We start from the raw sequence: 26136 nt of genomic DNA, 5'->3' as shown, positions 1-26136 counted from the left end.
AACGGTGTTCGGTTTATAACTAAGTTGCGATTCAAATTACAATCCAATATAGGATTCCAAAAATACCTGCAAATCAGCCGCACCGTCGGGACGGATGCTGAATTTTTCCTTGTGATAGCGTCCAATGTGGATGCGGAGCAAGCCAGCCACACGCAAAATCATCATATCAGACATAAGTGTATCTTCCAATCGGCTCAAATCATGACGCATGTCTTCAAGAGACTTAGGACCTTGAGCTACATAACGCAAAATGCGCAGTCGTTGCGGATCATTGACAGCACGAGTAAGCCGTAGTAGAAGCGTAGGCGGTTCTTCCTCACTCTCCTCGGGAATATCTACCGGATACTGGATCAGCAGTGTACGGGTATAAAAGCAATATGAATTAATTGGACGATTATGGACGACCGGAAACAGCACCACTGTATCGAGATCTTCCATATGTGGGACGACTAGCCCGGCTGTTGCATATTCAACAAGTGCTTCCGGTTCCATTTTACTTAACAGCATACGCTTTTCCGCAGCGTCTTCTTCTGCCAACACACGCAGTTCGCCTTCCAAGGTCCGAAAATAATCACGATCCCACAATCTGAGTAGTGGTGCATATACCTTACGAATGCGTAAAGATTCTTCAAAGGTTAAAAAAGGAATATGCGGAACAAGCAGTTCAAACATATCCTTATCCGGTCCGTGATCCAAGTAAGAAATATAGTCGGATATTTCATCTGATTCCGGTCGAAGCAACGCCCAGGCATAGAGTGCGTCATAATCGCTAAAAGGGCAATCCTGAGCTGTAGCAAGCTCAGTACGAACTTCTTGTTGTAGTCGTGCATCCACCTTGTCGATCCATTCATGGCCCAAGTCCATATCTTGGACCCACTTTTTAGTTACATAGGCCATAAAGCTGCCGAGCAATTCATAAATTGGAGAAGTGTCTATTTTAATTTGATAACTCATGGAACCAAATGCCTCCTATTCTGTCTTCTAGCCCAGAGCGGTGAACGTAAATAAAGCCCGTCCATAAGCAAAACATGAGCATTTTGAAATTGCCCACTTATTTATTATGGCTTGTTCTGCCGGGCATTGTCCACTATAATATGAAATAGTGCGTTGTGACGTGAACTTGGTCGGATTGAACATACGAGGCTCTTCACCAAATGGAGTCGGATACATACCAGACTAGCTCTATCCGTAAAATCGTCATCTCAGATGGCGATTTTTTTCTTTCTCTCTTTAATACACTAAATTAACGCTAAAAACATCTTAATATGTAATATACCGATTTTTCAGATGGTCATGGTATACATCGTGATAAGAATTATTATTGATTATGGTATCAAATGCAAATCATTTCTAAGCATTCATTTTATGATGTTAATAATTTAATTGTTCGGGCAGGAGGAGCTAGGATGTCGTCGTCGTTACGTGTTCATTATTTTATTTTAATTGCAGTTATTATTGTTGCTGGATTATGTCAGGGTTTACTATTACCTATTTTGTCGATTTCTTTGGAACAAATGGGGGTTTCGTCTTCACTAAACGGAATGAACGCGGCTGCACTGTATATTGGTTCATTTGCAATGACACTGGTGGCTGAACGCACTTTGGGATGGCTGGGGTTCAAAAAGCTGATGGCCGGTGGTCTTGTGCTTGTGCTCATTACGCTGCTGCTGTTCCCGCTAATCCCTGATATTCGGATTTGGTTCGTACTGCGTCTGCTCGTAGGTATTGGAGACAGTGCGTTGCACTATTCTGCGCAGTTGTGGATATTGCTAGTAACTCCACCAGAGAATCGAGGCCGCAACATTTCCTTTTATGGTATGTCTTACGGTCTAGGTTTTGCATTAGGCCCATTGGGATTATGGCTACTCGATTATGGAATGCTGGTTCCATTTGCTGCGTTGGCTTTTTTGTGCTTGCTTGTGTTGCTGTTAGTGTTAATCAAGCTACCTGACTCCAGACCGGAGAAGCAGGAAACTGAGGCGCGTCCCGCACAAAGATTCCGACGCAGCTATAGCTGGGCATGGTACGCTCTGTTGCCTGCATTTCTATACGGTTATATGGAAGCGAGCCTGAACAGTAATTTTCCAGTCTATGGCCTGCGTATTGGCTTCCATACCGATGAAATTGCTGCTTTGCTGCCTTTCGTTAGTTTGGGAGGCTTAGTGTTGCAACTGCCTTTGGGTATATTAAGTGACCGTTGGGGACGTAAAAAAGTGCTAATGAGCGTTGGTATAGCGGGAGGATTGACCTTTATGTTGCTACCCTGGAGTGGTAATCATTTTATGTTCACTTTGGTATTGCTGACCATCGCAGGTGGATTGGTAGGCTCCTTTTTCTCACTTGGTTTGGCCTATGCAGCTGACCTGTTGCCCAAATCATTTTTGGCGGCTGCAAATGTGCTGGCATCCTTTCATTTTAATCTGGGAAGTGTGGTCGGACCTAATATTAGCGGAGGGTTGCTGGACATTGGAACTCAAGGCAGCATGTTTCTAGTTCTTGGAGGTAGTTACATTGTTTTCGGATTGTTGGGTCTGTTTTCCCGAAAAAGAGTACCGGCGGTTTAAAACTGCGGTTTGCATGGTATTTGTTTCACAATTACTATAAAATATAAACATGTATTGATGGCGGACAAAGGGGAATCATAGATGATTAAAATTCGGAAGCTGACCAAGCACGTGGGGCCTGAACGTACCCCGTTGCTTCGAGGGATTGATGCTGAAATTCATCAGGGTGAATTCATTGCTATAGTGGGGCCAAGCGGAAGCGGTAAAACGACACTTCTTCGCTGTCTTGCTTTACATGAATCTTGGGAAGAAGGCAGTTTAATTGTAGGAGGCAATGATGTACTGAAATCCGGGTGGACAGGCAAGATGAAATTAAAGCGGGAATGGGCATATCTGGAGCAAAATCCGCATCTTAATATGAATCGGACCGCTCTTAAAAATGTGCTCATTGGCAGATCGGGTCAGACCCCCTGGTGGAGAATGGTTACTGGTATGGTGCGTTCCGACGATTATATGGGAGCGATGGACGTTCTGGAGGATCTGGGTCTGCTGGATAAGGCGCATGATAAATGCGACAAGCTCAGCGGCGGCGAACGGCAGCGGGTAGCCACAGCGCGTGCTCTCGTTCACGGAGCTAAGGTTATTTTAGCTGATGAGCCTGTAAATGGACTTGATCCTGCCTCAGCAGCGCATGTACTGGAAACCTTTCGCAAGCTGTGTTCTGACGAACGAGTAACAATCATTACTGTACTGCCGCTGGAAATGGCTGAACGTTTTGCTTCCCGAATCTGGGGGCTGAATGAGGGCGAGCTGGTGTTTGATATCCAGGGAAGACGATTGACACAGGCAGAAAAGAACAAATTGTGAAGGGGACGGCAAGAGAAGTGAAAAAAATGCTGTTGAAAATGGTGGCGTGCTGCTGTTCCTTGCTGCTCCTTGCTGGATTTTTAAGCGGCTGTAATGTGATTAGCGATCCGATTTCGCTGATGCAGACACCAACGATGTCTGATGAGAAACAACAGCTGAATGGAGCAGTGAATACGCAATTAGGGGCGGTACAGCCTTTAAGGCCGAATGATCCGGATGATCCTACGCCAATTCGGACGGGAGATTTGAATAATGATGGTATAGATGAAGCGGTGCTCTTTTATGAAACACCAGATGAGAGCGTAAAGATACATGGTGCCTTGTTTGAAGATCAGGGCGGCACGTGGGTAAAGAAGCTTACATTTGATGGGGAAGGCACGGTGTTGGAATCATTTAAGCTTGTGGATTTAACTAATGACGGTACGCTTGATATTGTAGCAGGTTTTTCGAGCGGAGACAGTAGTGAGAACGGAGACCAGAAGGGCCTCATCGTATACTCTTATACTGGAGGAACGTTGGAAAAAATATATGCAACGGGCTATACGGACTTCGTTGTAGACGATTTTAACCATAAGAAGATGGATTTGAACGGGGACAATCTGAATGACTTGACGATTATCTTGCTCCGTCGTAATGAATTTTTTACCGTGAAAACATTCCAGTTCAGCGGAGGGACCTTTAAGGAGATCGGGTCGTTGGAATTGGACAGTCAGGCTTTAGGCGTCTACAATGTCGTCGCTGGTAAGGTAGCCCAAGGTAGGCAAGGGATCATTATTGATACAAAGATTGCCGAGACAACTACGGTTTCCAATGTTATCGTGATGGATCACGGCAAGCTCAGAAAGCTCAATCTTATGGATGTTACCTTTAAGGATGCTACCATCGCCAGTGGTGATGTGGATGGTGACGGTATTCTCGAATTTGGGAATTTAGAGAAGCCTAAAGGTTGGAGCAACAGGCCGCTGGATGAAGTTCCTTATTTTGTATCGTTCTATCAGTGGGATGGGGCCAAAGGGACGATTTTCAAGCAGCAACAGTATCGTGATTCTAATGAACAGGTCTACTTCAGACTGCCGAAAGAGCTGCATGGCAAGGTGACTATTGATCCGAAGGTTTCCAGGAAAGACAGCTATTTGCGGTTCATTCTGGATGATACAGACAAAACAATAGCGGAAATTAAATTTTTCTCATTGTCACAATGGGAGCGAAACAATGAAGGCTATAGCCAATTGTGGCGAACGAACGCACAGGTAATTGGCATTAAGCGATCCAGCGAGCTGGAACCACGTAAAACCATTAAAAACAAGATGGGGGAAAGGCAGGTAGAATAGAGTGAGTAAAGTTTTAATCATGGAAGACGAGGAATCGATCCGTAGCTTTATCGTTATTAACTTGAAACGTAACGGTTTTGAGGTGCTGGAGGCGGCAGATGGGCATGAGGCTCTGAATATTTTGAACACGGTACGGGATATTGATATCGCGCTGCTTGACGTGATGGTGCCTGGGATGGATGGTTTTGAGGTTTGTCGGAGAATTCGGGAAACGAATGAGCGTATTGGCATTATCTTTCTGACAGCCAAGGTACAGGAACAGGATAAGGTGTATGCCTTGTCTGTAGGGGCTGATGATCATGTGAGCAAGCCTTTCAGCCCAACAGAGCTGATTGCACGTATCCAATCGTTATTGCGTCGGGTAAATGTACATCGTGAAACAGCAGCCAAGGTGTCTTTCCAATCCGGTCCGTTCACGCTGGATTTGATAGCTAAGCAATTTAAGAAAAACGGACAGCTGATCGAACTGACACCGACAGAGTTTTCGCTGATTCAGTTTTTTCTGGAGAAAGAAAATACGCCGCTTAGCCGAGATGTGCTACTTGACCACGTATGGGGCAAGGAATATATGGGCGATCCGAAAATTGTAGATGTGAATATCCGACGTCTGCGGCAGAAAATTGAAAACAATCCATCCGAGCCGGCTTTCTTACAAACCGTGTGGGGACATGGATATAAATGGAAAGGTCAGTCTCAATGATCAAAAAGGGGATTCGCCGACAGATTGTGCTTCACTATTTTTTCGTAGTGTTCTTGGCGCTTCTGTTAGTAGAAGTCATTTTTATGTTTGCACTCCGGTCGTATTATTACGACTCCATTTACAAACACATCGAAAGCCGTATCGAATCGGTAAGTGAATTTGCATCCAAATTCAAAGAGCCAGAACAGTCTTTACAATCGTATTTGTTGAATACATTTTCTCTGCCCTTCACTGAATTACAATTGCTTGATGAACAGGGAAATGTAATTGATAACTCGACAAATTTTGCTGCGGATCTAAGTGTGCAAACCAGTGATGTGACACAAGCCTTAGCTGGAGATACGGGCAAATGGATTGGAAAGCAACCCGGCACGGGACAGCAGGTGATGGCGGTATCTCAGAAACTGGACAATATCGTCGGAGATCAGGTGTATATTATCCGGTATACGACTTCGTTGGAATTAGTAAATGATAAATTATTCATCATTACATTATTTTCGGTGGGAATCATGGCAGCTGTACTGATTATTGTATTTATAGTAAGCACAGGGCTTGCCAATTCCATTGTCAGACCGATTAACAATATTCGCGATGTATCTGCTCAGATGGCGCAGGGACGATTTGATGCACGTATCAAAGGCGATTATCGCTATGAACTGGGTGAATTGGCATCGACGTTGAACTACATGGCACAGGAGATTGTCCGAACCAATCAAATCAAGGATGATTTTATTTCTTCTATTTCTCATGAGCTGCGTACTCCGCTTACATCGATTAAGGGCTGGAGTGAAACGCTAAATTCTGGCGGATATGACCCGGAAGAGACGAAAATTGGGATGCAGATTATTTCCAAGGAAACGGATCGGCTGATTGGCTTAGTGGAGGAAATTCTCGATTTTTCCAAACTGGAGCAAAATGCCATGAAGCTCGTGATGGGAACAGTTGATCTTCGAGAGCTTTTGCAGGAAATTATGCTGAACGTATGGGCAAAGGCAGAAATGAAGCAGATCAAGCTTCAACTGGATTCCGAGGAAACGGCTTATCTCGTTCATGGAGACGGTAACCGTCTGAAGCAGGTATTTTTGAACATTGTAGATAATGCTATCAAGTTTTCGCATGAAAGCTCGATTATTTATTTGTCTCTTCAACGCATTAAGGGTAATATCGAGATATCGGTACAGGATACAGGGATTGGGATTAGTGAGGAAAACCTTGCCAGAGTAAGGGATCGCTTTTTCCAGGTAGACCACCAAAATGGGGGGACGGGTCTGGGATTGGCAATCTCGCAACAGTTTGTTGAGCGTCATCACGGTCAGATGCTCATCAGAAGTGAATTGGGAGCTGGAACTACCATTACGGTTTCATTGCCTGCTCTGCAAGCAGAGTCATCCGTGGAACCACCACAACTCTCGGAAGGGCAAATTTAAAACCAGTTGTAAGTGGTAATGATAAAAACAGCCAGTCCTCACTATATTGGAGGGCTGGCTGTTTGAAATTTTAAGGAGAGTTATGAAGTAAAGCCTTCTGCACGCAAGCGTGTGTTACGCTCATAGGCTTCTTTTAGCATACGTGTAGTTTGCGGCCGTACTGCCATTTTACCAAATACTGTTTCATTGGGTCCGATAACCATAATTTCGCTCGGATTACCTTTAATCACAGCACCATCACGAATCACAGCACCTTCACCGATAATGGCATGCTCAATATGCACGTTGCGCCCAATACGTGTGTCGGGCATAACGATACTTTCCTTGATGGATGAGCCTTTTCCCACCTCGACGCCACTAAACACTACAGAGCGCTCAATTTGGCCTTCTACTTGGCAGGAATCATGCAGGAGGCTGTCCAATGACTGCATTTTACGACCAGGCACCTTTTGCGCGCTCAGCCTTGTGCGGCGTTCACGTGTATACATCGGCCAGTCTTGACGCTGAAGGTCAATTGCGCAATTTTCATGGAGCAGGTCCATGTGGGAGTCCCATAGGCTTTTAACTGTACCTACGTCTTTCCAGTAGCCCTGGAATTCATAAACGTATAGAGATTCTTGGTCCGCCAGCATTTTAGGTATGATATCTTTGCCAAAATCATGACTGGATTGAGGATCCTGTGCGTCTTCCAACAGGTAATTTCTTAAGTAATCCCATTTGAAAAGATAAATCCCCATAGAGGCCAAATTACTTTCGGGTTTCTCCGGCTTCTCTGCAAATTCAGTGACACGCAGATCTTCATCGGCGCTCATAACACCAAAACGGTGTGCTTCATCCCAAGGAACCTCCATGACAGAAATGGTTGCCGCAGCTCCTTTTTCCTTATGGTAGTTCAGCATCTCGCGATAATTCATATAGTAAATATGATCACCGGATAAAATAAGCACATGCTCTGGATTTTGGCTGTCAATATATTCGATATTCTTATGAATAGCATCTGCCGTTCCTAAGTATTCAGCGTTACCTGTATTATAAGATGGAAGCAGGGTAATTCCTTTGTCATCCGTTTTTGTAAGGCCCCATGGAGTCCCATCCCCAATATGTTCGTGCAAGGATTCCGCCTCATATTGCGTCAGTACACCTACAGTATCAATGTTTGAATTTACGCAATTACTGAGAGGAAAATCGATGATCCGGTAATGACCGCCAAAAGGTACGGCGGGTTTTGCAATCGTTGAAGTAAGGGGAGCAAGACGGCGTCCCTCTCCGCCTGCCAGCAGCATGGCAATGCATTCTTTATTAAACATTTCGTTTCCCTCCCGGTTTAGTTGTCTGTTGTAGTACATACATAAACGGTATGGGGTACTCTTGAAACCATCAGGTATATAAGATTCCCCAAAAACTAAGGTTTATTTTTTTCCTAGTCATTTTTCTGTTCATTGTGGCTAGAATGGGGTAATAACTCAGGTCAGCTTTGACCCAAAAGCGAATGCATTACCGACTCATACATTTTTACTCACAAAACATAAAAGGGTGGTGACGTGATGACAGACCAAACTCTTCCGCAACAGACGATATCATCGGAAGATATTTATTTGTTTCATGAAGGAACGCTTTATCACAGCTACCGATCTTTGGGTTCCCACCTTACTGTGGAGAACGGAGAACAGGGCGTTCGTTTTACGGTCTGGGCTCCTCATGCTCTCCATGTCGGGCTTGCTACAGATCGCAACAACTGGAATGGGGAACAGGATTCCTTATATAGGGTTCCCAAATCCGGTTTTTGGAGTCGTTTTTTTCCGGGGATATCCCAAGGAACATTTTACAAATACGACATTACAGGTCCAAATGGTGAACGATTTCTGAAAGCAGATCCTTACGCCGTACGTGCTGAAGTAAGACCGGCTACGGCGTCAGTGGTAGCTTCATTGGATGGTTATGTTTGGAATGATGCAGCTTGGCGCCGTAAACGTAGAGCACCATATGGTAAACCTCTACATATATATGAGCTTCATCTAGGCACTTGGAAGCAAAAAGCAGATGGTACGTTTTATACATACAGGGAGATGGCTGAGCTTCTTGTGCCTTATGTAACAGATATGGGGTATACACATATTGAGCTGATGCCGCTGAGTGAGCATCCGTATGACCTTTCCTGGGGCTACCAACTCACCGGGTATTTTGCACTCACAAGCCGTTATGGTGAACCACATGATTTTATGTATTTGGTGGATCGTTGCCATCAGGCGGGAATTGGAGTGATTATGGATTGGGTTCCAGCTCATTTTGCCAAGGATGCTCATGGTTTGAGACGGTTTGACGGATCGCCGCTGTTCGAATACGCAGACCCGCTAATTGCGGAAAAGCCCGGCTGGGGAACCCTGACATTCGATTATAGCAAGCCAGAAGTACGTTCTTTTCTGATCTCCAATGCATTGTTCTGGATGGATGTGTACCATATTGATGGTCTGCGTGTAGATGCAGTGACGAGCATGTTACGGCTTGATTTTGAAAAGCAGGATGGACAATATTGTCTCAATTCCAAGGGAGGGATTGAAAATGAGGAGGCTATCGCCTTCCTTCAACAGCTGAATGAGACGGTATTCCGCTATTATCCATACGCACTCATGATGGCAGAGGAGTCCAGCGCTTGGCCGATGGTGACCTCCCCAGTAAGCGATGGAGGACTCGGTTTTAATTACAAATGGAATATGGGTTGGATGAACGATACACTTGATTATATGGAATCAGAGTTTGATCAACGACCCGATCGCCATAATTTGCTGACATTCCCCATAGCCTATGCGTACAGCGAAAATTTTACACTGCCATTGTCACATGATGAGGTTGTGCATGGTAAAAAGTCGCTGCTTGATAAAATGCCGGGTACCTATGAACAAAAGTTTGCCGGACTACGGGCACTTCTTGGCTACCAAATGACCTCACCAGGTAAAAAGCTTTTATTCATGGGAGGGGAATTTGGTCAATTTATTGAGTGGAAGGATGAGGATCAGCTTGACTGGTTTTTGCTGGACTATGACAGTCATCGGTCTCTGCACGCATATTCGAAAGCACTGAATCATTTATATCTTCAGGAGAAGGCATTATGGGAATTGGACCATTCGTGGGACGGCTATCAATGGATTGAAGCTGAAGACCGCGGACAGAGTGTGATTACGTATTTACGTAAAGGCAAAAAAGCAGGAGATACGCTGGTTGTCCTCATTAATTTTCAACCTGTGCCAAGAGAAAATTATCGAATTGGGTTGCAAAAGGCAGGAAGCTATATGGAATTACTGAACAGCGATCATAAGGACTTTGGGGGGAGTGGTCAGCTTAACTCTGGGGTGATACGTACTTCCAAAATCCCTTACCACGGCCAGCTTCACAGCTTGGAGGTGACGATTCCACCCCTAGGCATCGTTATACTCAAGAAAACACCACCACGTAGGTCTAAAAAAGTAGATTAACCACATAAGGAGGAAGCACATATGAACATTTTGTTTGCGGCAGCAGAAGCACATCCATTTATTAAAACAGGCGGGTTGGCTGATGTTATTGGCGCACTGCCAAAGGCACTTCATCAGGCAGGATGCGACGTCCGAATCATCTTACCTAAATATGCGGGCATTCCCGATACCTATAAGAAGTCTCTGCGTCCGGTAACGGTCAAGCATGTAGCTGTAGGCTGGCGTGATCAGTATTGTGGAGTAGAGGAGCTGACGTTGGACGGGATCAGGGTTTATTTTATAGATAATGAATATTACTTCGGTCGTGACGGTATTTACGGTTACATGGATGATGGCGAACGCTTCTCCTTCTTTAACCGGGCGATTTTGGAAGTGCTGCCTGAACTGAATTTTCGGCCGGATATTGTGCATTGTCATGACTGGCATACGGCAATGGTTCCGCTGCTTCTGAATGCCGATTATCGACATTTGCCCTTTTACAACGATATTCGCACGGTGTTTACGATACATAATCTGTTGTATCAGGGTGATTTTCCATATGAGGTCTTAACGGAGCTGCTTAACTTGGATGGAAGCTATTTTACTTCCGAAGGTGTGGAATATTATGGAAGACTAAATTTTATGAAAGGTGGGCTTACTTACTCCGATCATGTCACGACCGTGAGTCCAACCTATGCAGAGGAGATTCAAACTGAATTTTACGGATACGGACTGGAGGGTTTACTTCGTAAACTAGGAGAGCAGGGACGCTTAACGGGGATTGTGAATGGAATTGATACCCAAAGCTACAATCCTGCCACAGACAACCGTATTTATACAAAGTACCGCACAAGTCTGGCAAAGAAAAAGGAAAATAAAATTGCCTTGCAAAAGGAGCTAGGTCTGCCGGTGCGTCCGGACGTACCTATGATAGCAATGGTAACTAGACTTGTGGATATGAAGGGGCTAGATCTGGTTACGAGAGTACTTGACGAAATCTTGTATTATGACGATATTCAGTTTGTCGTGCTGGGAACAGGGGACCCGGCTTTTGAGCACTGGTTCCGGGAAGCAGCGGGACGGTATCCTCTGAAAATGTCGGCGCAGCTTACTTTTAGCGAGCCACTGTCACGAAAAATATATGCGGCAAGTGACATGTATCTTATGCCATCGAGGTTTGAGCCTTGTGGGATTAGTCAACTGCTGGCGCTTCGTTATGGAAGTATCCCTATAGTGCGAGAAACTGGAGGGCTGAACGATACTGTACAGGCTTACAATGAATCCACAGGTGAAGGTAACGGTTTTAGTTTCACGAACTATAATGCACATGACATGCTGCACACCATTCGTCGTGCTGTTGATTACTATCGCCAACCTGAGCATTGGAACAAGCTTACACAGACGGCCTTTGCAGGAGAGTACAGTTGGGATGTATCGGCCGAGGCTTATATGGATATTTACCGTTCGCTAGCAAAGATTGATGGAACAGAGTAGGATACCATATTTGTGCTAATAAAAAAGGGAATCCCTTTAGCCAGTGTCTGGTTGAGGAATTCCCTTTTTTGCTGCGGTCAGTCGCCCCCGCCACCACAACTGCTTCCACACGAAGATCCGCTGCTACAAGAGGAATGACTCCCAGAATCGCCTGAATCGTGGTGAGAAGAGCCTCCACCATGAGAACTGTCATGGGAGGAATGATGGTGCGAGTGGTGTGTATCCCAGTTTGAGCAGCCGCTTGCAGAGCTACAGCCGGATGAGCTGGCTAGGGCGGCACTGCTTGTAGAGTCTGGGTGCATGTGTATGGCAAATTCATCAGGCCGATACCATGAATACCACACAACAGCCAGTAGCAAATAGTCAACCTGCAAATAGTTGATCTTGGGGAGCTGCTTGCCCTCAGGATCATTTACAGCTTTATTTACCCGCTCACGGAGGTGTTGGACTATCTTATGAACCGCTTGTTGTGTCTGCTTTGAAATGCCTATATTTTCACTTATATTCCATCGGTCACCTACTGGCTGCGCTGAAGCTGTCAGGTTGTAATAGTGTGAAAGCTCATCATTCGGTAATGGATGATTAAAAAAAGTTCCCCACAAACTGGCGCTATAGCGATTCCAGCCAAAGCATTCCACATACAACCAGTCAAACCACGCCCGCTCCTCTGGCATCGGCTGAGAGCCGCCCGAATGGGGAGCATGGTGAAGCATACGACCAAAAAAAGCTTCCGAGAACTGCTGGTATTCGCGCGTAAACATTAACATTTCGTGCCATAGTTCATCCACATCACTACTGAACATAGGCACTCGATTCATAATCGCGCATAGCATGAAGTATCGTTTTAGCTCATGCCAGCGCCAGTCATATTCTTGTTCCGTCAGATTAGGGTGGGCTTCCATGACACGTTGCTTTACGTTGTGAGCATAGGAGGCTGGAATGGATCGCTCCAGCAGCTCCTTCAGCTCCGTAATCTCTGGATGACGCTCTTGCGTGAGTGACGAAGGAGACGGGGAACTAAGGAAAAATGCATTCCGGCGGCGCGTGCTTCTGTTTCCACGATTCCTGCGTATTGCTCGGAATATAAACCAAAAAATGATGAGGTCAACCACAATAAACAACGTCCAAAAGCTACTCATACTATTCATAAAGGCACTCCTTTCTCCAAGAAGACGGCATTTCTGATTTTAGCTTTTGCTATTCAGTAGAGCGAATTCTTCTTTAATCTGTGCCAGCAGCTCAGAACTTGTGATTACATCGCAAGCTGTCCATGCCAAGGTCCTCGCGGCCAAGAGCATTCCTTCCATTGCGCGGTCCTGCATCGCCAAATCGCGGAATTCTGGTGTATGCAAGGCATGCTTCTCGTCAATAACTTGAATGTACGGATGGATCGCAGGGCAATGAAGTGATACATTTCCGATATCCATAGAGCCATGATCTTCGCCTTCCGTAATATCTTCTTGCGCAATACCAGCCTGCACCAAATTTGCAGTAAAGGTGTCGGAGAGTACACCGTTAGTCACCATTTCATCATAAGAAGTCTCATAATTGGAGGTTTCCAAGCGACACCCGGCTTGTAAAGCAGCTCCTTCAGCAATTTGAATAACACGACGGGTAAGCGGGTTCAGTTCTTGGCGTGTCGCGGCTCTCACGTAAAATTGAGCTGAGGCGTAATCAGGAATAATATTGGCAGCCTGCCCACCCTGATTAATGATGCCATGGATACGTACTGTACTTTTCACCTGTTGCCGAAATGCGTTGATCCCATTAAACGTTTGAATCACAGCGTCCAAGGCATTAATCCCTTCGTGCGGACTGGCCGCAGCATGAGCGGATTGACCAAAAAATTCGAACTGTACAGCATCAATCGCCAGCGATTTTCCTGATTTTTCGTAGCGATCGAAGGGATGTGTCATCATGGCTATGTCGCAATCATCAAACAATCCAGCCGCCGCCATCGGAACCTTTGCACCGCGTGTTTCTTCGGCAGGTGTGCCGTATACACGTACTTCTCCACCAGTCTCGTCGATGATCGATTTGAGACCGACGGCAGCGCCTGTACTCATCATGCATATCAAATGGTGTCCACAGGCGTGCCCTAAACCTTTCAGGGCGTCATATTCTGCCAGAAAAGCAACAACTGGTCCAGGCTTGACTGCTTTGTAAGTAGCAATAAAGGCCGTTTCTATACCCAATATGGGTGCCTGAACTTCAAAACCGTGAAAGGCAAGTTCTTCTTTTAGACGGGCAGAGGCCAGGAATTCCTCGTTTCCAAGTTCAGGGTTTGCGCCTATATACAACGAAATGTCCTTAAACCGCTCGGCATGCTGTTCAATGGTGTGTTGAATGGTCTGTTTAAAATTCATGCTGAAAACTCCTTTATATATGCTGTAATGTAGGTACTGCGATAGATATACTAAAATTGTACTATAACATTCATTGCATAATCATGCATATTCATTTATAATGACACAATCTTATTTATTATAAAGAATTTAAGGAGAGAAAAAAAGATTGAAAAAGGCATATCGTTTTACCGCCCTGGTTTTGACGGCGGTTATCTTGCTGTTGGCTGGTCTTCCTATGCTCACTGCATACGGATCGGAAGGAAAGCCACAGAAAAAACTTGTAGTGGGTATGAGTGCTGACTTCCCGCCGTATGAGTTTCACAAAGTTATTAACGGTCAGGATACCATTGTCGGGTTTGATGTTGAAATCGCCAAGGAAATCGCCAAGGATCTGGATGCAGAGATGGTCCCAGAGGACATGAGTTTTGACTCTTTGCTGCCTGCTCTGCAAAGTGGTCGCGTAGACTTGGTGCTGTCTGGTATGACACCGACGGATGAACGCAGAAAGAGCATTGATTTTTCGGATGTATACTATCGTTCCAAGCAAGTCATTATGGTACGTCCAGAGGACAAAGACAAATATTCAACGATGGCTGCTCTAAAAGGAGAGAAGCTCGGTGCGCAGAAGGGGAGTATCCAGGAAGAAATTGCGCAAAAAGTGCCTAATGCTTCTGTAACCTCATTGGATAAAATATCCGATCTGGTACTCCAGCTTCGGACCAAGCGTATCAACGCGGTTGTAATCGAAGATACCGTTGCTAAAGGATACACGCTAGACGGTACCGTAACACTTGCCAAAGCAGTACCTGAAGATGAAGGAGCAGAAACTGCTGTAGGCATCCGTAAAGGAAATGCGGAATTGCTTGCTTCAGTAAATAAAACGTTGGCTCGCCTGAAAGCGGACGGATCGATTGAGAAATTTTCTACAGAAGCGAGTGCACTGTCTGCTGACAGACAGGTTTCTTCGAATAGCATTGTAGATATATTTTTGAAATATCGCAGTTTCTACGCTACGGGTATCGGCTACACTCTATTGCTGTCTGCGCTCGGAGTACTGTTCGGATTCATTATTGGGCTGATCATATCCTTGCTGCGGATGAGTGGTATTCGTATTATCGAGTGGCTAGGTACCGCATATGTAGAGATACTGCGCGGCACACCTATGCTGGTGCAGCTTATGATTATTCATTATGGAGTTGCTTTGACGTTAGGTGTTAATTTTACGCCACTCCAGTCCGGTATAATTACGTTGTCTCTGAATAGTTCGGCATATTTGGCTGAAATTTTCCGTGCTGGTATTCAGGCCGTAGACCGTGGACAGATGGAAGCTGCCCGCTCGCTCGGGATGGGACGAGGCAAAGCGATGCGTCACGTTATTTTACCGCAAGCATTTAAATCTATATTGCCTGCTATTGGTAATGAGTTCATTACGATCATTAAAGAATCATCTATTATTTCGACCATTGGGATGGTGGATATTATGTACCAAGCTCAGGTCATTAAGAATATTACCTATGAAGGATTAAGCCCGTTCGTAATCGCAGCGGCTATTTATTTTGTAATGACATTCAGCTTATCCAAGCTGTTGGGTTTATGGGAAAGGAAGTTGAGAGCCAGTGATCACCGTTAAACAACTGCGTAAATCGTTCGGTAAAAATGAAATTTTAAAAGGCATTGATATAGATATCGCTAAGGGTGAAGTAGTCGTCATCATCGGACCGAGTGGTTCGGGGAAAAGTACGTTTTTGCGTTGTATGAATCTGTTGGAACAGCCAACAGAAGGGGAAATCTTGTTTGAGGGTGAGCCGATTACGGCCCGTGGTCATAATATTAATGCGACTCGAGAGAAGATGGGGATGGTTTTCCAACATTTTAATCTGTTTCCGCATAAAACAATACTGCAGAACCTGACGCTTGCACCAACGCAGGTGAAGAAGCAATCGGGGAAAGAAGCGGAGAAAATTGCGTTGGAGCTCCTGCGGACCGTGGGGCTTGAGGATAAGAAGAATACCTACCCGAACCAGTTATCTGGCGGTCAAAAGCAACGTATAGCGATAGCACGTGCTCTGGCTATGCAGCCGCACGTAATGCTGTTTGATGAGCCTACTTCAGCTCTGGACCCTGAAATGGTTGGAGAGGTTCTAGATGTAATGAAGAAGCTCGCTGAAGGCGGCATGACGATGGTGATCGTGACGCACGAAATGGGCTTTGCCCGTGAAGTAGGGGATCGGATCATCTTTATGGACAACGGCCAAATTATAGAGCAAGGCACGCCTGAGCAAGTTTTTGGTACTCCAAGCCATGATCGTACTCGTGACTTTCTTGCTAAAGTACTGTAAGAAAATGCTTTTATAAAATATTGACATAGCCCTTCTCGTGACGATGGTTCACGGAGGGCTTTTCTTTTTTTGTCACCATATCTCCATATTTTCGTAACAAAAAACGGATTCTTAATGACAAAATTGTAATGAGTGTAGTATGATGTTCAAGGTTCCCAACATTTTCATGCAGATAAGGTTACAAAATTGTGATATTATGCAGTAAGCCAAAACTTACCGAGGCAGCACTTATGATAATAAATACTCAGGTGCTGGACTCAAACTATGGGAAGTGCGGGGGACGTAACAACGGCCATTGTTCCAATACATCATAAAAAGTATGGAATATGACCTAGGGGTGAATTGCGCAAGCATAGGGCTTCTCCTGAGCCCGAATCCGACAGCTAACCTCGCAGGCACAACAGAGGAGGTACATATCTTTGAAACACTTAAAACATATTGGAAAAACCATGAAATTTGCGGTGCTTGCCGCAGCGATTGCAGGATTGGCACAGACAGCTGGAGTAGCAAATGCTGCTTCGCTTCATACTGCCAAAGAAGGCGATACTTTCTTTTTGCTTGCTCAACGTTATGGGGTATCGGTAGATGACTTGACGAAGGCTAACCCGGATATTGCGTCCAACAACATATATGCCGGTCTACAAATTAAAGTGCCAGACGAAAAAAGTGTGAAGGCGGCTTCGGATTCGAAACCACAGCTACTTACGGAGAAAGCACCAGCGAATGAGAGGCCAACAATTGAAGCATGGGGCAAAACATTCAATTACAGTAAAGTTGTTGATGTTAAAGCAACAGCATATTCAGCCGCAGCTGATGAAAATGGCAAATGGGGTGCAGTCGATTACTACGGTAATCCGCTTAAACTGGGTACAATTGCAGTAGACCCGAAAGTCATTCCTATGGGAACAAAGGTGCTAGTTACAGGCTATTCCCATCCCGGCTTGCCAGACCATTCTTTTGTAGCCGTTGCCCGTGATCAGGGCAGCGCTATTACCGGAAAGCGGATTGATATCTTTATCCCTGGCAACAAATCATTCGTGAACGACTTCGGCTTCCAAAATGTGAAACTGTACGTTATTGATAAATAGCATTGTGCATATATTTGATTTCATTAAACATAATATATATTATGTAAACTTAATATTATAGCACACAACATATAACTGGGACGACTTCTTATCAGTACGGTCGTTTATCGCTAAAAAAGGCTGTCTTACAAGCAGAAGCATTCTGCTCGTCAAGGCAGCCTTTTTACGTTGTTGGTATATACGAGGCTTAGACATACTGTTATTTTCGTTCCGATGTGTGAAGTAGCCGGGGGACTGTGACAAACTTGTAGCCCTTAGCTTTTAAAGAGTGGATTAGACCCGGCAAAGCTTGGACAGTACCTTGCAAGTTGGAACTTTGACCTCCACCTGCATGCATTAAAATAATGGAGCCAGGTCTGGTAGCCGGGATCACGTTACGCTGAATCTGTGTTTTGCTCAATCCCTTCCAGTCTAGAGAGTCCACATTCCAATTGACGATCATGTACCCATGACGACGCGCCCACTGAATTTGAGGCTCCGTGATTTCACCATAGGGTGGTCGTATCAATCTGGGCCGAAAACCTGCGCTGGCTTCTAAAATGCGTTCTGTTTTTGTAATCTGGTGGCGAAAGCGTTCTGGTGTGGCCTTCCTGAAATCCGGATGAGTATAGGAATGGTTTCCTATAGCATGACCCTCGCGGATGATGCGGCGTATGATCCCCGGATGCTTTTCCGCACGATGGCCGACGATAAAAAACGTAGCTTTGATACCGTTTGCGTGTAATACGTCCAAAACCTGCGGCGTATACCTTGAATCGGGCACATCATCAAAGGTTAAGGCAATTTGGCGGGTGTGCGGGCCGCACATTTTAAAAATGTCCGCATGCTTTTTTCGTAGCATCGCTAATGTTGGAGTAGCTCGATCTTTACTTTGATATACCGAAGTAGCGACAGTAGCTTCCTTGGGATGGGGCGTTCCGATGTTGGGAGGCGTGTCAGCGTGAACGGGAAAACTTGAAAATGCTAGTAACAGTGCTAAACATGGCAACACTCCCCTGTACCGCATTTGTATTCCCCCTTTCCGTGCAGTGGTACCTAGTGGTGCTCTCAGCTATTATGTACCTGTCCTATTAAAATTATGCTGGTGATTGAGTGAAGTCCTACACGACTGAAGAGAAGCACATCATGAAGCGGATATCCGTGAAGATGACGAAGTAAACGCGCATATTCTCCTAAACATGAATGAAAACTGGAGCATTTTCGTAAGTTTTAGCCTTACAAAGGATTCGGTATACCGTGACAGCTGGTGTATAATGGGGATGCTATTCATAATGCTACAGACTTGGAATTGAGGGAAGGATGGATAAAAGTGACCGACTTGTTTACTCCTTATCAATTAAAGGGGCTTTCTTTAAGAAATCGGATTGTCATGCCCCCAATGTGCCAATACAGCGTGGAGGCCAAGGACGGCAAACCGACGGATTGGCATTATGTCCATTATGTGAGTCGCGCGGTAGGAGGGACTGGACTCATAATTGTGGAAATGACAGCGGTTCATCCGAATGGGCGCATTACGGATCGTGATTTGGGCATTTGGAGTGATGAACATATTCCTGCATATCGTAAAATGGTAGAGGAAGTCCACAAGTATGGTGCCAAAATTGCCATTCAATTAGGCCATGCCGGACGCAAGGCTGAAGATGCTGAGCCACCTGTAGGCCCGTCTTCGATCCCCTTTAGTGAACGATTTAAAGAGCCGCACGCTTTGACGCGAGCAGAAGTCAAGGAACTGGTTCAAGCCTACAAAGAGGGGGCGCGCCGGGCGGTAGAAGCTGGTTTTGACACGGTAGAGATTCATGGCGCTCACGGCTATCTAATCCATCAATTTCATTCTCCTTTAACCAATACTCGAGAAGATGAGTATGGGCAGGATTTATCACTGTTTGGTGTTGAGGTGATACGTGCTGTTAAAGAGGTACTTCCTGCTGATATGCCTGTGCTAATGCGGATATCTGCCAAAGAATATGTCCAAGACGGATATGATGTTGAATACATAGCAGCCATAGGGGAACGATATCGTGATGCGGGTGTAGACATTTTCCATATTTCTTCTGGTGGTGAGGGTCCGATTGGTTCCAGCGGAGGTCCGTCTGCGCGTGCTGGTTATCAGGTGGATTTGGCTCATACCATCCGTGAGAAACTGAATGTGCCTGTCATTGCTGTCGGCTTATTGGATGATTATGAGGATGCCCGCCGAGTCGTTCAGCACAATGAAGCTGATCTGGTAGCCATAGGGCGTGCCATGCTGCGTGATCCCTATTGGGCGCTGCATGCATCACGGGCGCTAAAAGTACAGGCAAATATTCCAGAGCCTTATCTACGCGGTTTTTAGATATTTTTGAAACCTCTATGCAAAGCTTGCGTAAACATGTGTACAGAGCTTAAAATTTAAGCATTCAATTCTAGGAGGAACTTCACATGTCTATTTTCAAACGATTAAGAGATCTTACGATGTCTAACATTAACGCCATTATCGACAAGGCAGAAGATCCAGTTAAAATGACGGATCAATACATTCGTGATATGCAAGAGGATCTGGAAGACGCAGAGAAAGCGGTAGCCGCTCAAATTGCTATTGAAAAGAGATTTAAACAGCAATACGAAGAACAGGCAGCTTTGGTGAAAAAACGCGAAGAACAGGCTCATACGGCTGCAAAAGCACAAAATGTGGATCTTGCTCGTCGTGCGCTGGAAGAAAAGAAATCTGCCGAACAAAAAATGAACGAGTTCCAAGCTGGTTATGAACAAAACAAAGCTGCAGCTGACAACCTGCGTGGTAAGCTGGATGAAATGCGCAGACAGCTGACTGAAATGAAAAACAAGCGCGAGACACTGGTTGCCCGTTATAATGCAGCTAAAGCGCAAACTGAAATTAACAAAGCGATGAATGGTTTTAGCTCGGATACGGCAACTGCTGGATTAAAGCGTATGGAGGAAAAAATGCTGCAAGCAGAAGCACGTGCTGAAGCGAGCAACGAAATGGCTTCCAAGGAAAAATCGCTGGATGAAGAGTTCAAAGAGCTGGATAAGAAAAGTGCTGTGGACGACGAACTTGCTGCTTTGCTGAAACAATACGAAAACAAATAAGAACTTTTAAGCATTGCCGCTAGTGTGGTGGCTCAGTAAGCGAAGGAGAAACGTTATCTCCTTCGCTTTTCCCTGCCTGGGGGCGTAAATGAATATATGTAGTCAAGAAGATGTGGAGGATGGTAGCAAATGCATTTTTTAGAAACGATGAAAGCGATGCTGGTATGGACGGGCGCAGGTGCTATTTTGCTGTTCGTATTAATGTATGTCGATTCTTTATTTACAAAGTATAAGGATTTTGCCGAAGTAAAAGCTGGAAATATGGCTGTAACAGTCCGGATGATTATGAAGCTGATTGCACAAGGATACATTTTATCGGGTTCAATTGCTACAGCTAATAATTTGCTCGAAGCGCTTGTGTATTCTGTGATTGCCTTTATCATCTTGCTTGTTTTGGAAGTGATTGTGCGTCTGCTGTTGCGGTACTGGGCACAGTTTGATCTGGACAAAGGTACCCAAGAAGGTAAAATTGGTTTCGGTCTGTTTTCAGGAGCGCTGCACTTGGTGGGTGCCTTGATCATTACAGCATGCTTCTAGGCAAAGTAAGGAGGAAATATGACCATGAGTGTATGGAAACGAATTTCAAATCTATTTGCCAAGCCTGAACCGCCGAAAGCGGAAAAAAGCATGCTTCACTTAAATCCTGGTGATATTTGTGAAGTGTCGCTTGTCACCTATGAAGTGGTAGGTCGTGTACATAATCGTGCCCGGAATGCCGTTGTTTTGACGCTTCAGGATGGTAATCAAGTGAGTTATCTTCATATTGAGGAACGGGAAACACTGCAATTCGGACTATATCAGGCTATCGATGGCAGACTAGACAACCCGGAGGAAGTACCGACCATTTTAGAACTGGATGATACAACGTATCATTTGGAAGAACAGTATTTTGGGCATGTTACCGTTATGGGCCGTGCTCCTTTCCGGCAGGGTGGAGAGCAACATGTTTGGCAGTACCAGTCTGATGATTACCATCTATTGCGGGTAGAATGGCAGGACGGTCGCTTTATGCTTTATGAAGGAGAAGAAGTGATTACCGGAGACGTCAAGGTTATTCGGGCTAGCTAGGAGAGGGTTACACATGGGCAAACGCACCTGGCAATATGCATTAACGGTCATTGTGGCGCTTAGCTTGTTCGTATCCGTGCTAAGCGGGTGCGGGGCGCCAAATGTGAAAGATACGTATCCGCTGGAATCCGTTAGTGGTAGCGGAAACTCGACCTCGTACGTATATCGGGCGGCAGGCAAAACGGTTCCCGAAGTAGCAGAGGAATTGAAAGAACAGCGTACACCGGAACAAATATCGCCTCAGAGCAATGAGCGGATGTTTCTGGTATATAGCGATGAATGGTACCATTTGCAGCAAGATCCAGCTAAGAAGGAAGATACACTCATTGAAATCGACAGTAAAAAGTATGTCGAGCAAAATTACAGTTCCAGCTTTCTAAAAGGATACTTAACTGCAACTGTGCTGGATGCTCTGTTCGATTCGTTGCGGGGGTCTGGCTCCTATCGAGGTTATTCGAGCAGAGATGTATACCGACCTTCACAAGGGCAATATCGTGCTCCAACAGCACAGGAGAAAAAAGCGATTCCGCCGATAACGGTGGAACGAAAAGGTTCAGTTACCCGTAGAGGGAAAAATTCGGATTCCAGCGTTGGATCAAGCGGAAGTCTATTCGATCGAGGCTCCAGCAGTTCACCGAGCAGAGGCTCGATTTCACGTGACCGAGGCAGCAGCGGTGGTTCCAGCATATTTGATTCACCGCGCAAATCTTATAGTAAGCCTAAAACACGCAGCGGCTCAGGTAAAATTAGCCGGCGAAGTCGACGATGATGGGTAATATTTTATTTTCTTCTAAAGTTGTTTGCGGAACTGTGGAACTGTCTTGCACAGTTCCTTTTTTTGTTGTTTAACATTTACTAAGGTAAATTGAATGGATGCTCCCTCACTTCGATTTTATCGTCGTCTACTTTGACCTGCGATCAGGGCTTATGTGCTCAATGCCATCTTCTTCAATGATATTGCTTTTTTTGATATGGAAATGACGAGCTATCTTTTCTATAGCACCCATCCGTGGTTCAGAAAGTCCGCTCTCCCAAGCTGAAATTGCTTTATTGGTAACCCCAGCGATCTCAGCAAGCTCTTGTTGAGTCAAATGATATTTTATACGTAATTTTTTGAAATTGTCACTTAAAGCCACAATAATCCCTCCACCCCAAATTAAGTAGATTATAACCTTGATATCGAAAAAAAACCAACATAATACATTGGCAAAAGCAACGTCGCTCACTTGGGGTGACTTTTTTTATTACCACGAATGGATGTCGAGTTTGAAAAAGAAAACCAGGGGGAGAAAGTTTTATCTCATATTCATACAAAAAATTCCAGTTTACTAGATTATTTCATTGCCACATCTATTAGTAAAATATACAATTACATCAGGCGAAATAGGAGGATGATGTAACTGTGTTATCTGCTTTCTTATATATTATACTTGGTTTTTTCGATGCTTTAGCGGCAGTTACTTTGGTCTTGAAGCTTTATATGCTTCCCGTGTGGGAAAATCGAAGAAAAATAATTTTCTATGCAATGGGCATAGCCTTGTTTTCCTTTCTCATGAGAGAAGTTATAGGCATGCCTAAATTTGATTTTCCGCTTCAGTATTTGTTAATGGTTCTCTTTTTAAGATTTGGTTTAGGGATCAAAACATATCTTGCGGCTTTTTCTGCTGGTTCCGGTCTTACAGCTTACATTAATCTACAGCTATTTGTATATATCTTTGCAAACTTTTTCGGAGTAGCACAACCAGGTGTTATAAGTGATACAGCTGGCTCTTCCATTTACGTTATACAGCTAGCTTCTATTTTTACTGCGTACTTTATTTCTTTTGTCATGGGGAAATACAACTTTGGTTTCTCATTTATCATTCAGCCCCCACATGATTTTTTGAAAGGTGAAAATTACCTATCACCCCTTAATAAAATGTTCATTATAGGCTCCTTAATATCATTTGTCACGATTCTTGTTACTTTGTATATGCTCTATAACTCCAATACGATAGGACTACTTTCCATCTCATTGCTGACTTTTGGAATTTCGTACTTCTTATCAGAGAAAGGAGATTACGAGGATGCTAGAAACGCTATCGAGGCACATCGCATCAGAAATAAAGAAAGCTGATCCTGATGGACCTACAAGTGTAGAAGTGATGGAGTATGCGATTGGTGTGAAAATTACCGAAATTTCGGCAGTACTAATGGTCGCAGTTATGGCCTGGATAACAGGACATTTTTGGGGGGCATTACTAGCCCTAGCTACGATCATGTTTGTAAGGAGATTTTCAGGAGGGGTGCACTTCAGCAACCTTACCCTTTGTGTCTGTTTTACAACGGCCATATGTGTAACTATACCTTTCGTCTCTTTAAGTTTATCAACGATTTTGATAATTAACGCTTGTTCATTATTAATGTTTGTAGTATATGCTCCCAATCATTTTATCTATATTAACAAGACCAAACATCACAAATATTATAAAACGATATGTATTTTGGTTTGCATATTAAATTTTTTTATACAATCTCACATAATATGTTTATCTTTAATTATACAAGCATTCAGTATTCTTCCTTTATGGAAAGGAGGTGAGCGAAAATGGATAAGAAATTGGCGAGAGCTTTAAGTATAAGCCTTGGTAATTACGCTAACGAGTCTACCAAAAAAGAAAAAACAATTTTTGGCGCTAAACCTGTACCAGCTGAGCTGAAGAAAACAGAAAAGAACTGAATTTAATGGAAGAGGGAAAGCGAATCCTAGCTACTCCATTGCTTGATGACAATTCACTTGGAGATTGCTCTTTTTTTTGTGAGAATCACCTAGTTGCGATTGAATTGTGGAAGCCTAAAAGCAATTATCACATCCCGCTTTTTCATACTTCTCATGGAAGATTTACAGTTCCCACCACCCTCCATGAATGTTCCGTAGGCTTACCCACTTTCTGCAATTTGGACGGATCTAATTTGGTTAACATCACACAAGTGGACAAGATCGTTACGGGAGATTATGGAGGGGGGCAGGTTGTTTTTAAAAATCAAGACATTAAAGAAAGTATAAATTCAGCAAATTTATCTCGATGGAAACAAATATATGAGAATGCAATGAATGCCGATAGAGAAATTCGTTATATTTTCGGATCGGAAATTAAGGTAGTGGGTAAAGCGGCAGTGAGCGGTTTTTTTAAAGTAGGGAATATGCTTAGTGTGGATATGTGGGAACCTAAAAAAAATTATTATGTCCCGCGTTTTCACTCTGGAGATCGCTCTTATTCAATCGGGCTAACCGCTCAAGCTTGCAGGGAAGCTTTTCCGTATCTATATCCTGCTTATAAAGACACCCTGATAAACCTAGAATTGGTTTGTGAGATTGAGTCTAACGCATTTGGAGGTTTGGTACGATTCGAAGGATCAGACTTCACTTGCTCGATGTCTCATAATAAACTTAAAGCACTTAAAAAATTGTGGAAATGACCCATGAAAATTCAGGGGTCATTTTTGTTACCAGATTTAAATGAATAAGTCAATAATCAGTTAGACTAGGATAAGCCGGACGGGTTCGATTTAATTCGACATATTTCCCGTTTTTAATCATTTTCTATGTGATAAAATTTGATTATGAAAAAAATAACAATCTTTTAAATTAAGGTAAAAACAATCTACATATAAGAAAAGGAGGGTGAAAGCGGGATATATAATGTAAATGCCGGCATGTACAAACGGCCCGAAGGAAATGCCTGTTTGTCAGGCAAGTTCCCACTCATATAAGTCCTCAGCTTTACACTCCAATATCCTAGAAATGAGGACTGCCGCCTCGAATGACATTTTGTCACGTCCCGCGATCCAGTTGGATATTTGTTGCCGCGAATATCCAGTTCGTCGGGCGAGCCATGATTGAGTGCGTCCATGAGATTTGAGCTCCTCTTTCAAAAGGCATTTCCCCCGAGTAAGTTTTTGCACCTTACTTGCTCCTAACAGGGGAAAAGTGTTTCGTTCAGAGTATACAGGTAAATTACTTTTTTATCAATTATATTGTGGAGTTGATTGGATGGTTGCAGATAAAAATGAAAATGTAACTTGCACTAGCTTTTATACAATAAAGATGGCACGACTCGCTTCAGGTTATAGTGAGTTAATAGCTTGCAATATACTTGGTATGTCAATGAATGAATTAAAACATATAGAGGAAGATTCATCCGATTTAACAATAGCTCGAGCGCAGCAAATGTCCTCGTTGTATGAGGTTTCAATAGATTCAATCTATTTCGGTAAAAATAATATAACCTAATATACGTAGAAAACTGACGTGATGACATGCAAAACCAAAAACCGAAATCTACCAATAACAGCCGCGATATGATATTCAGGCTGTTTTTTGGCGGATAGAGACTTGCAGTATCCAATAAACACCGTTCGGATTTGCCAGATAACGGTTTTAGCGTTATAACA

27 protein-coding genes and 1 riboswitch are annotated in these 26136 nt (G+C 44.1%); of the genes, 20 read left to right on the top strand and 7 right to left on the bottom strand.

The window, feature by feature from the left end; all coding sequences use genetic code 11:
- Window positions 1-36: 36 nt before the first annotated feature.
- Window positions 37-954, bottom strand: coding sequence for a hypothetical protein (locus HFE01_RS05885; protein WP_017427725.1), 918 nt, complete (start codon window positions 952-954; stop codon window positions 37-39).
- A 452-nt stretch (window positions 955-1406) separates the two neighbouring features.
- Between HFE01_RS05885 and HFE01_RS05880 the strand changes: the two genes are divergently transcribed.
- From HFE01_RS05880 to HFE01_RS05860, 5 genes are all read left to right on the top strand, one after another.
- Window positions 1407-2564 carry an MFS transporter gene (locus tag HFE01_RS05880; RefSeq protein ID WP_031461574.1) on the top strand — a complete coding sequence of 386 codons (1158 nt, stop codon included), beginning with the start codon at window positions 1407-1409 and terminating at the stop codon, window positions 2562-2564.
- Between the two features lie 81 nt (window positions 2565-2645).
- Window positions 2646-3371, top strand: coding sequence for a phosphonate ABC transporter ATP-binding protein (locus HFE01_RS05875; RefSeq protein WP_031461573.1), 726 nt, complete (start codon window positions 2646-2648; stop codon window positions 3369-3371).
- Complete coding sequence (locus HFE01_RS05870; protein WP_019687406.1) at window positions 3368-4702, top strand: hypothetical protein; 1335 nt, start codon at window positions 3368-3370, stop codon at window positions 4700-4702. Before HFE01_RS05875 ends, HFE01_RS05870 begins: the two co-directional genes overlap by 4 nt.
- 1 nt (window position 4703) lies before the next feature.
- Window positions 4704-5402 carry a response regulator transcription factor gene (locus tag HFE01_RS05865; protein ID WP_016820715.1) on the top strand — a complete coding sequence of 233 codons (699 nt, stop codon included), beginning with the start codon at window positions 4704-4706 and terminating at the stop codon, window positions 5400-5402.
- Complete coding sequence (locus HFE01_RS05860) at window positions 5399-6829, top strand: sensor histidine kinase (RefSeq protein ID WP_016820716.1); 1431 nt, start codon at window positions 5399-5401, stop codon at window positions 6827-6829. The genes HFE01_RS05865 and HFE01_RS05860 overlap by 4 nt, the downstream gene beginning before the upstream one ends.
- Window positions 6830-6909: 80 nt before the next feature.
- Here HFE01_RS05860 and HFE01_RS05855 read toward each other — a convergent pair whose 3' ends face one another.
- On the bottom strand, window positions 6910-8136 hold the full coding sequence (locus HFE01_RS05855) for a glucose-1-phosphate adenylyltransferase (protein WP_017427730.1): 1227 nt from the start codon (window positions 8134-8136) through the stop codon (window positions 6910-6912).
- 237 nt (window positions 8137-8373) lie between these two features.
- Here HFE01_RS05855 and glgB point away from each other — a divergent pair, with 237 nt between their 5' ends.
- Both glgB and glgA read left to right on the top strand, forming a co-directional pair.
- Window positions 8374-10299, top strand: coding sequence for a 1,4-alpha-glucan branching protein GlgB (gene glgB, locus HFE01_RS05850; RefSeq protein WP_107733526.1), 1926 nt, complete (start codon window positions 8374-8376; stop codon window positions 10297-10299).
- A 21-nt stretch (window positions 10300-10320) separates the two neighbouring features.
- Window positions 10321-11772 (top strand): glycogen synthase GlgA, encoded by a 1452-nt coding sequence (gene glgA / locus HFE01_RS05845; RefSeq protein WP_107733527.1) that lies wholly within the window; start codon window positions 10321-10323, stop codon window positions 11770-11772.
- A 77-nt stretch (window positions 11773-11849) separates the two neighbouring features.
- On the opposite strand, the gene HFE01_RS05840 is transcribed toward glgA, so the two are convergent.
- Together HFE01_RS05840 and HFE01_RS05835 are read right to left on the bottom strand one after the other, a co-directional pair.
- Window positions 11850-12920, bottom strand: a complete 1071-nt coding sequence (locus HFE01_RS05840) for a glycine-rich domain-containing protein (RefSeq protein ID WP_107733528.1) — start codon at window positions 12918-12920, stop codon at window positions 11850-11852.
- A 39-nt stretch (window positions 12921-12959) separates the two neighbouring features.
- Entirely contained in the window at window positions 12960-14138 is a 1179-nt protein-coding gene (locus tag HFE01_RS05835; RefSeq protein ID WP_025365012.1) for a M20 family metallopeptidase, read from the bottom strand.
- 148 nt (window positions 14139-14286) lie between these two features.
- Between HFE01_RS05835 and HFE01_RS05830 the strand changes: the two genes are divergently transcribed.
- The 3 genes from HFE01_RS05830 to HFE01_RS05820 all read left to right on the top strand — a co-directional run bounded on the left by HFE01_RS05830 (window position 14287) and on the right by HFE01_RS05820 (window position 17547).
- Window positions 14287-15750, top strand: coding sequence for an ABC transporter substrate-binding protein/permease (locus tag HFE01_RS05830; RefSeq protein ID WP_017427733.1), 1464 nt, complete (start codon window positions 14287-14289; stop codon window positions 15748-15750).
- The gene (locus HFE01_RS05825) at window positions 15737-16459 is read left to right on the top strand and encodes an amino acid ABC transporter ATP-binding protein (protein ID WP_013371435.1); all 723 of its coding nucleotides are present in this window, start codon (window positions 15737-15739) and stop codon (window positions 16457-16459) included. The genes HFE01_RS05830 and HFE01_RS05825 overlap by 14 nt, the downstream gene beginning before the upstream one ends.
- A 239-nt stretch (window positions 16460-16698) precedes the next feature.
- Window positions 16699-16872: riboswitch (cyclic di-AMP (ydaO/yuaA leader) on the top strand.
- A 6-nt stretch (window positions 16873-16878) separates the two neighbouring features.
- Window positions 16879-17547 carry a 3D domain-containing protein gene (locus HFE01_RS05820; RefSeq protein ID WP_019687404.1) on the top strand — a complete coding sequence of 223 codons (669 nt, stop codon included), beginning with the start codon at window positions 16879-16881 and terminating at the stop codon, window positions 17545-17547.
- A 199-nt stretch (window positions 17548-17746) separates the two neighbouring features.
- Here the strand turns inward: HFE01_RS05820 and HFE01_RS05815 are convergent, their stop codons facing one another.
- Entirely contained in the window at window positions 17747-18553 is an 807-nt protein-coding gene (locus tag HFE01_RS05815; RefSeq protein ID WP_016820724.1) for a polysaccharide deacetylase family protein, read from the bottom strand.
- Window positions 18554-18856: 303 nt separating this feature from the next.
- Here HFE01_RS05815 and HFE01_RS05810 point away from each other — a divergent pair, with 303 nt between their 5' ends.
- The 5 genes from HFE01_RS05810 to HFE01_RS05790 all read left to right on the top strand — a co-directional run bounded on the left by HFE01_RS05810 (window position 18857) and on the right by HFE01_RS05790 (window position 22471).
- A complete protein-coding gene (locus HFE01_RS05810) occupies window positions 18857-19879 on the top strand; it encodes an NADH:flavin oxidoreductase/NADH oxidase (protein WP_107733529.1) in 1023 nt (340 codons plus the stop codon).
- A gap of 86 nt (window positions 19880-19965) precedes the next feature.
- Window positions 19966-20634, top strand: a complete 669-nt coding sequence (locus HFE01_RS05805; protein ID WP_013371430.1) for a PspA/IM30 family protein — start codon at window positions 19966-19968, stop codon at window positions 20632-20634.
- 129 nt (window positions 20635-20763) lie between these two features.
- Window positions 20764-21171 (top strand): DUF350 domain-containing protein, encoded by a 408-nt coding sequence (locus HFE01_RS05800; protein WP_013371429.1) that lies wholly within the window; start codon window positions 20764-20766, stop codon window positions 21169-21171.
- A 24-nt stretch (window positions 21172-21195) separates the two neighbouring features.
- Complete coding sequence (locus HFE01_RS05795; RefSeq protein ID WP_017427734.1) at window positions 21196-21702, top strand: DUF4178 domain-containing protein; 507 nt, start codon at window positions 21196-21198, stop codon at window positions 21700-21702.
- 13 nt (window positions 21703-21715) lie between these two features.
- Window positions 21716-22471, top strand: a complete 756-nt coding sequence (locus HFE01_RS05790; RefSeq protein WP_107733530.1) for a DUF4247 domain-containing protein — start codon at window positions 21716-21718, stop codon at window positions 22469-22471.
- Window positions 22472-22604: 133 nt separating this feature from the next.
- Here the strand turns inward: HFE01_RS05790 and HFE01_RS05785 are convergent, their stop codons facing one another.
- On the bottom strand, window positions 22605-22928 hold the full coding sequence (locus HFE01_RS05785; RefSeq protein WP_243208146.1) for a helix-turn-helix transcriptional regulator: 324 nt from the start codon (window positions 22926-22928) through the stop codon (window positions 22605-22607).
- A gap of 176 nt (window positions 22929-23104) precedes the next feature.
- Between HFE01_RS05785 and HFE01_RS05780 the strand changes: the two genes are divergently transcribed.
- The 4 genes from HFE01_RS05780 to HFE01_RS05770 are packed head-to-tail and all read left to right on the top strand — an operon-like array spanning window position 23105 to window position 25161.
- Window positions 23105-23818, top strand: a complete 714-nt coding sequence (locus tag HFE01_RS05780) for a hypothetical protein (protein WP_016820730.1) — start codon at window positions 23105-23107, stop codon at window positions 23816-23818.
- Window positions 23769-24317 (top strand): accessory gene regulator ArgB-like protein, encoded by a 549-nt coding sequence (locus HFE01_RS27740; protein ID WP_080561169.1) that lies wholly within the window; start codon window positions 23769-23771, stop codon window positions 24315-24317. Before HFE01_RS05780 ends, HFE01_RS27740 begins: the two co-directional genes overlap by 50 nt.
- Window positions 24290-24421: a hypothetical protein gene (locus HFE01_RS27545; protein ID WP_016820731.1), complete on the top strand. Its 132-nt coding sequence runs from the start codon at window positions 24290-24292 to the stop codon at window positions 24419-24421. The genes HFE01_RS27740 and HFE01_RS27545 overlap by 28 nt, the downstream gene beginning before the upstream one ends.
- 5 nt (window positions 24422-24426) lie before the next feature.
- Window positions 24427-25161: a hypothetical protein gene (locus HFE01_RS05770; RefSeq protein ID WP_016820732.1), complete on the top strand. Its 735-nt coding sequence runs from the start codon at window positions 24427-24429 to the stop codon at window positions 25159-25161.
- A gap of 270 nt (window positions 25162-25431) precedes the next feature.
- On the opposite strand, the gene HFE01_RS05765 is transcribed toward HFE01_RS05770, so the two are convergent.
- The gene (locus HFE01_RS05765) at window positions 25432-25647 is read right to left on the bottom strand and encodes a helix-turn-helix transcriptional regulator (protein WP_016820733.1); all 216 of its coding nucleotides are present in this window, start codon (window positions 25645-25647) and stop codon (window positions 25432-25434) included.
- 88 nt (window positions 25648-25735) lie between these two features.
- Between HFE01_RS05765 and HFE01_RS05760 the strand changes: the two genes are divergently transcribed.
- Window positions 25736-25975, top strand: a complete 240-nt coding sequence (locus HFE01_RS05760) for a helix-turn-helix domain-containing protein (protein WP_016820734.1) — start codon at window positions 25736-25738, stop codon at window positions 25973-25975.
- Window positions 25976-26136: the final 161 nt, after the last annotated feature.

Origin of the sequence: Paenibacillus sp. EKM10P (assembly GCF_011800655.1) — a bacterium.
Lineage (GTDB): Bacteria > Bacillota > Bacilli > Paenibacillales > Paenibacillaceae > Paenibacillus > Paenibacillus polymyxa.
The sequence above is the reverse complement of the archived record's forward strand: the minus strand, read 5'-3'. Positions and strand labels throughout refer to the sequence as shown.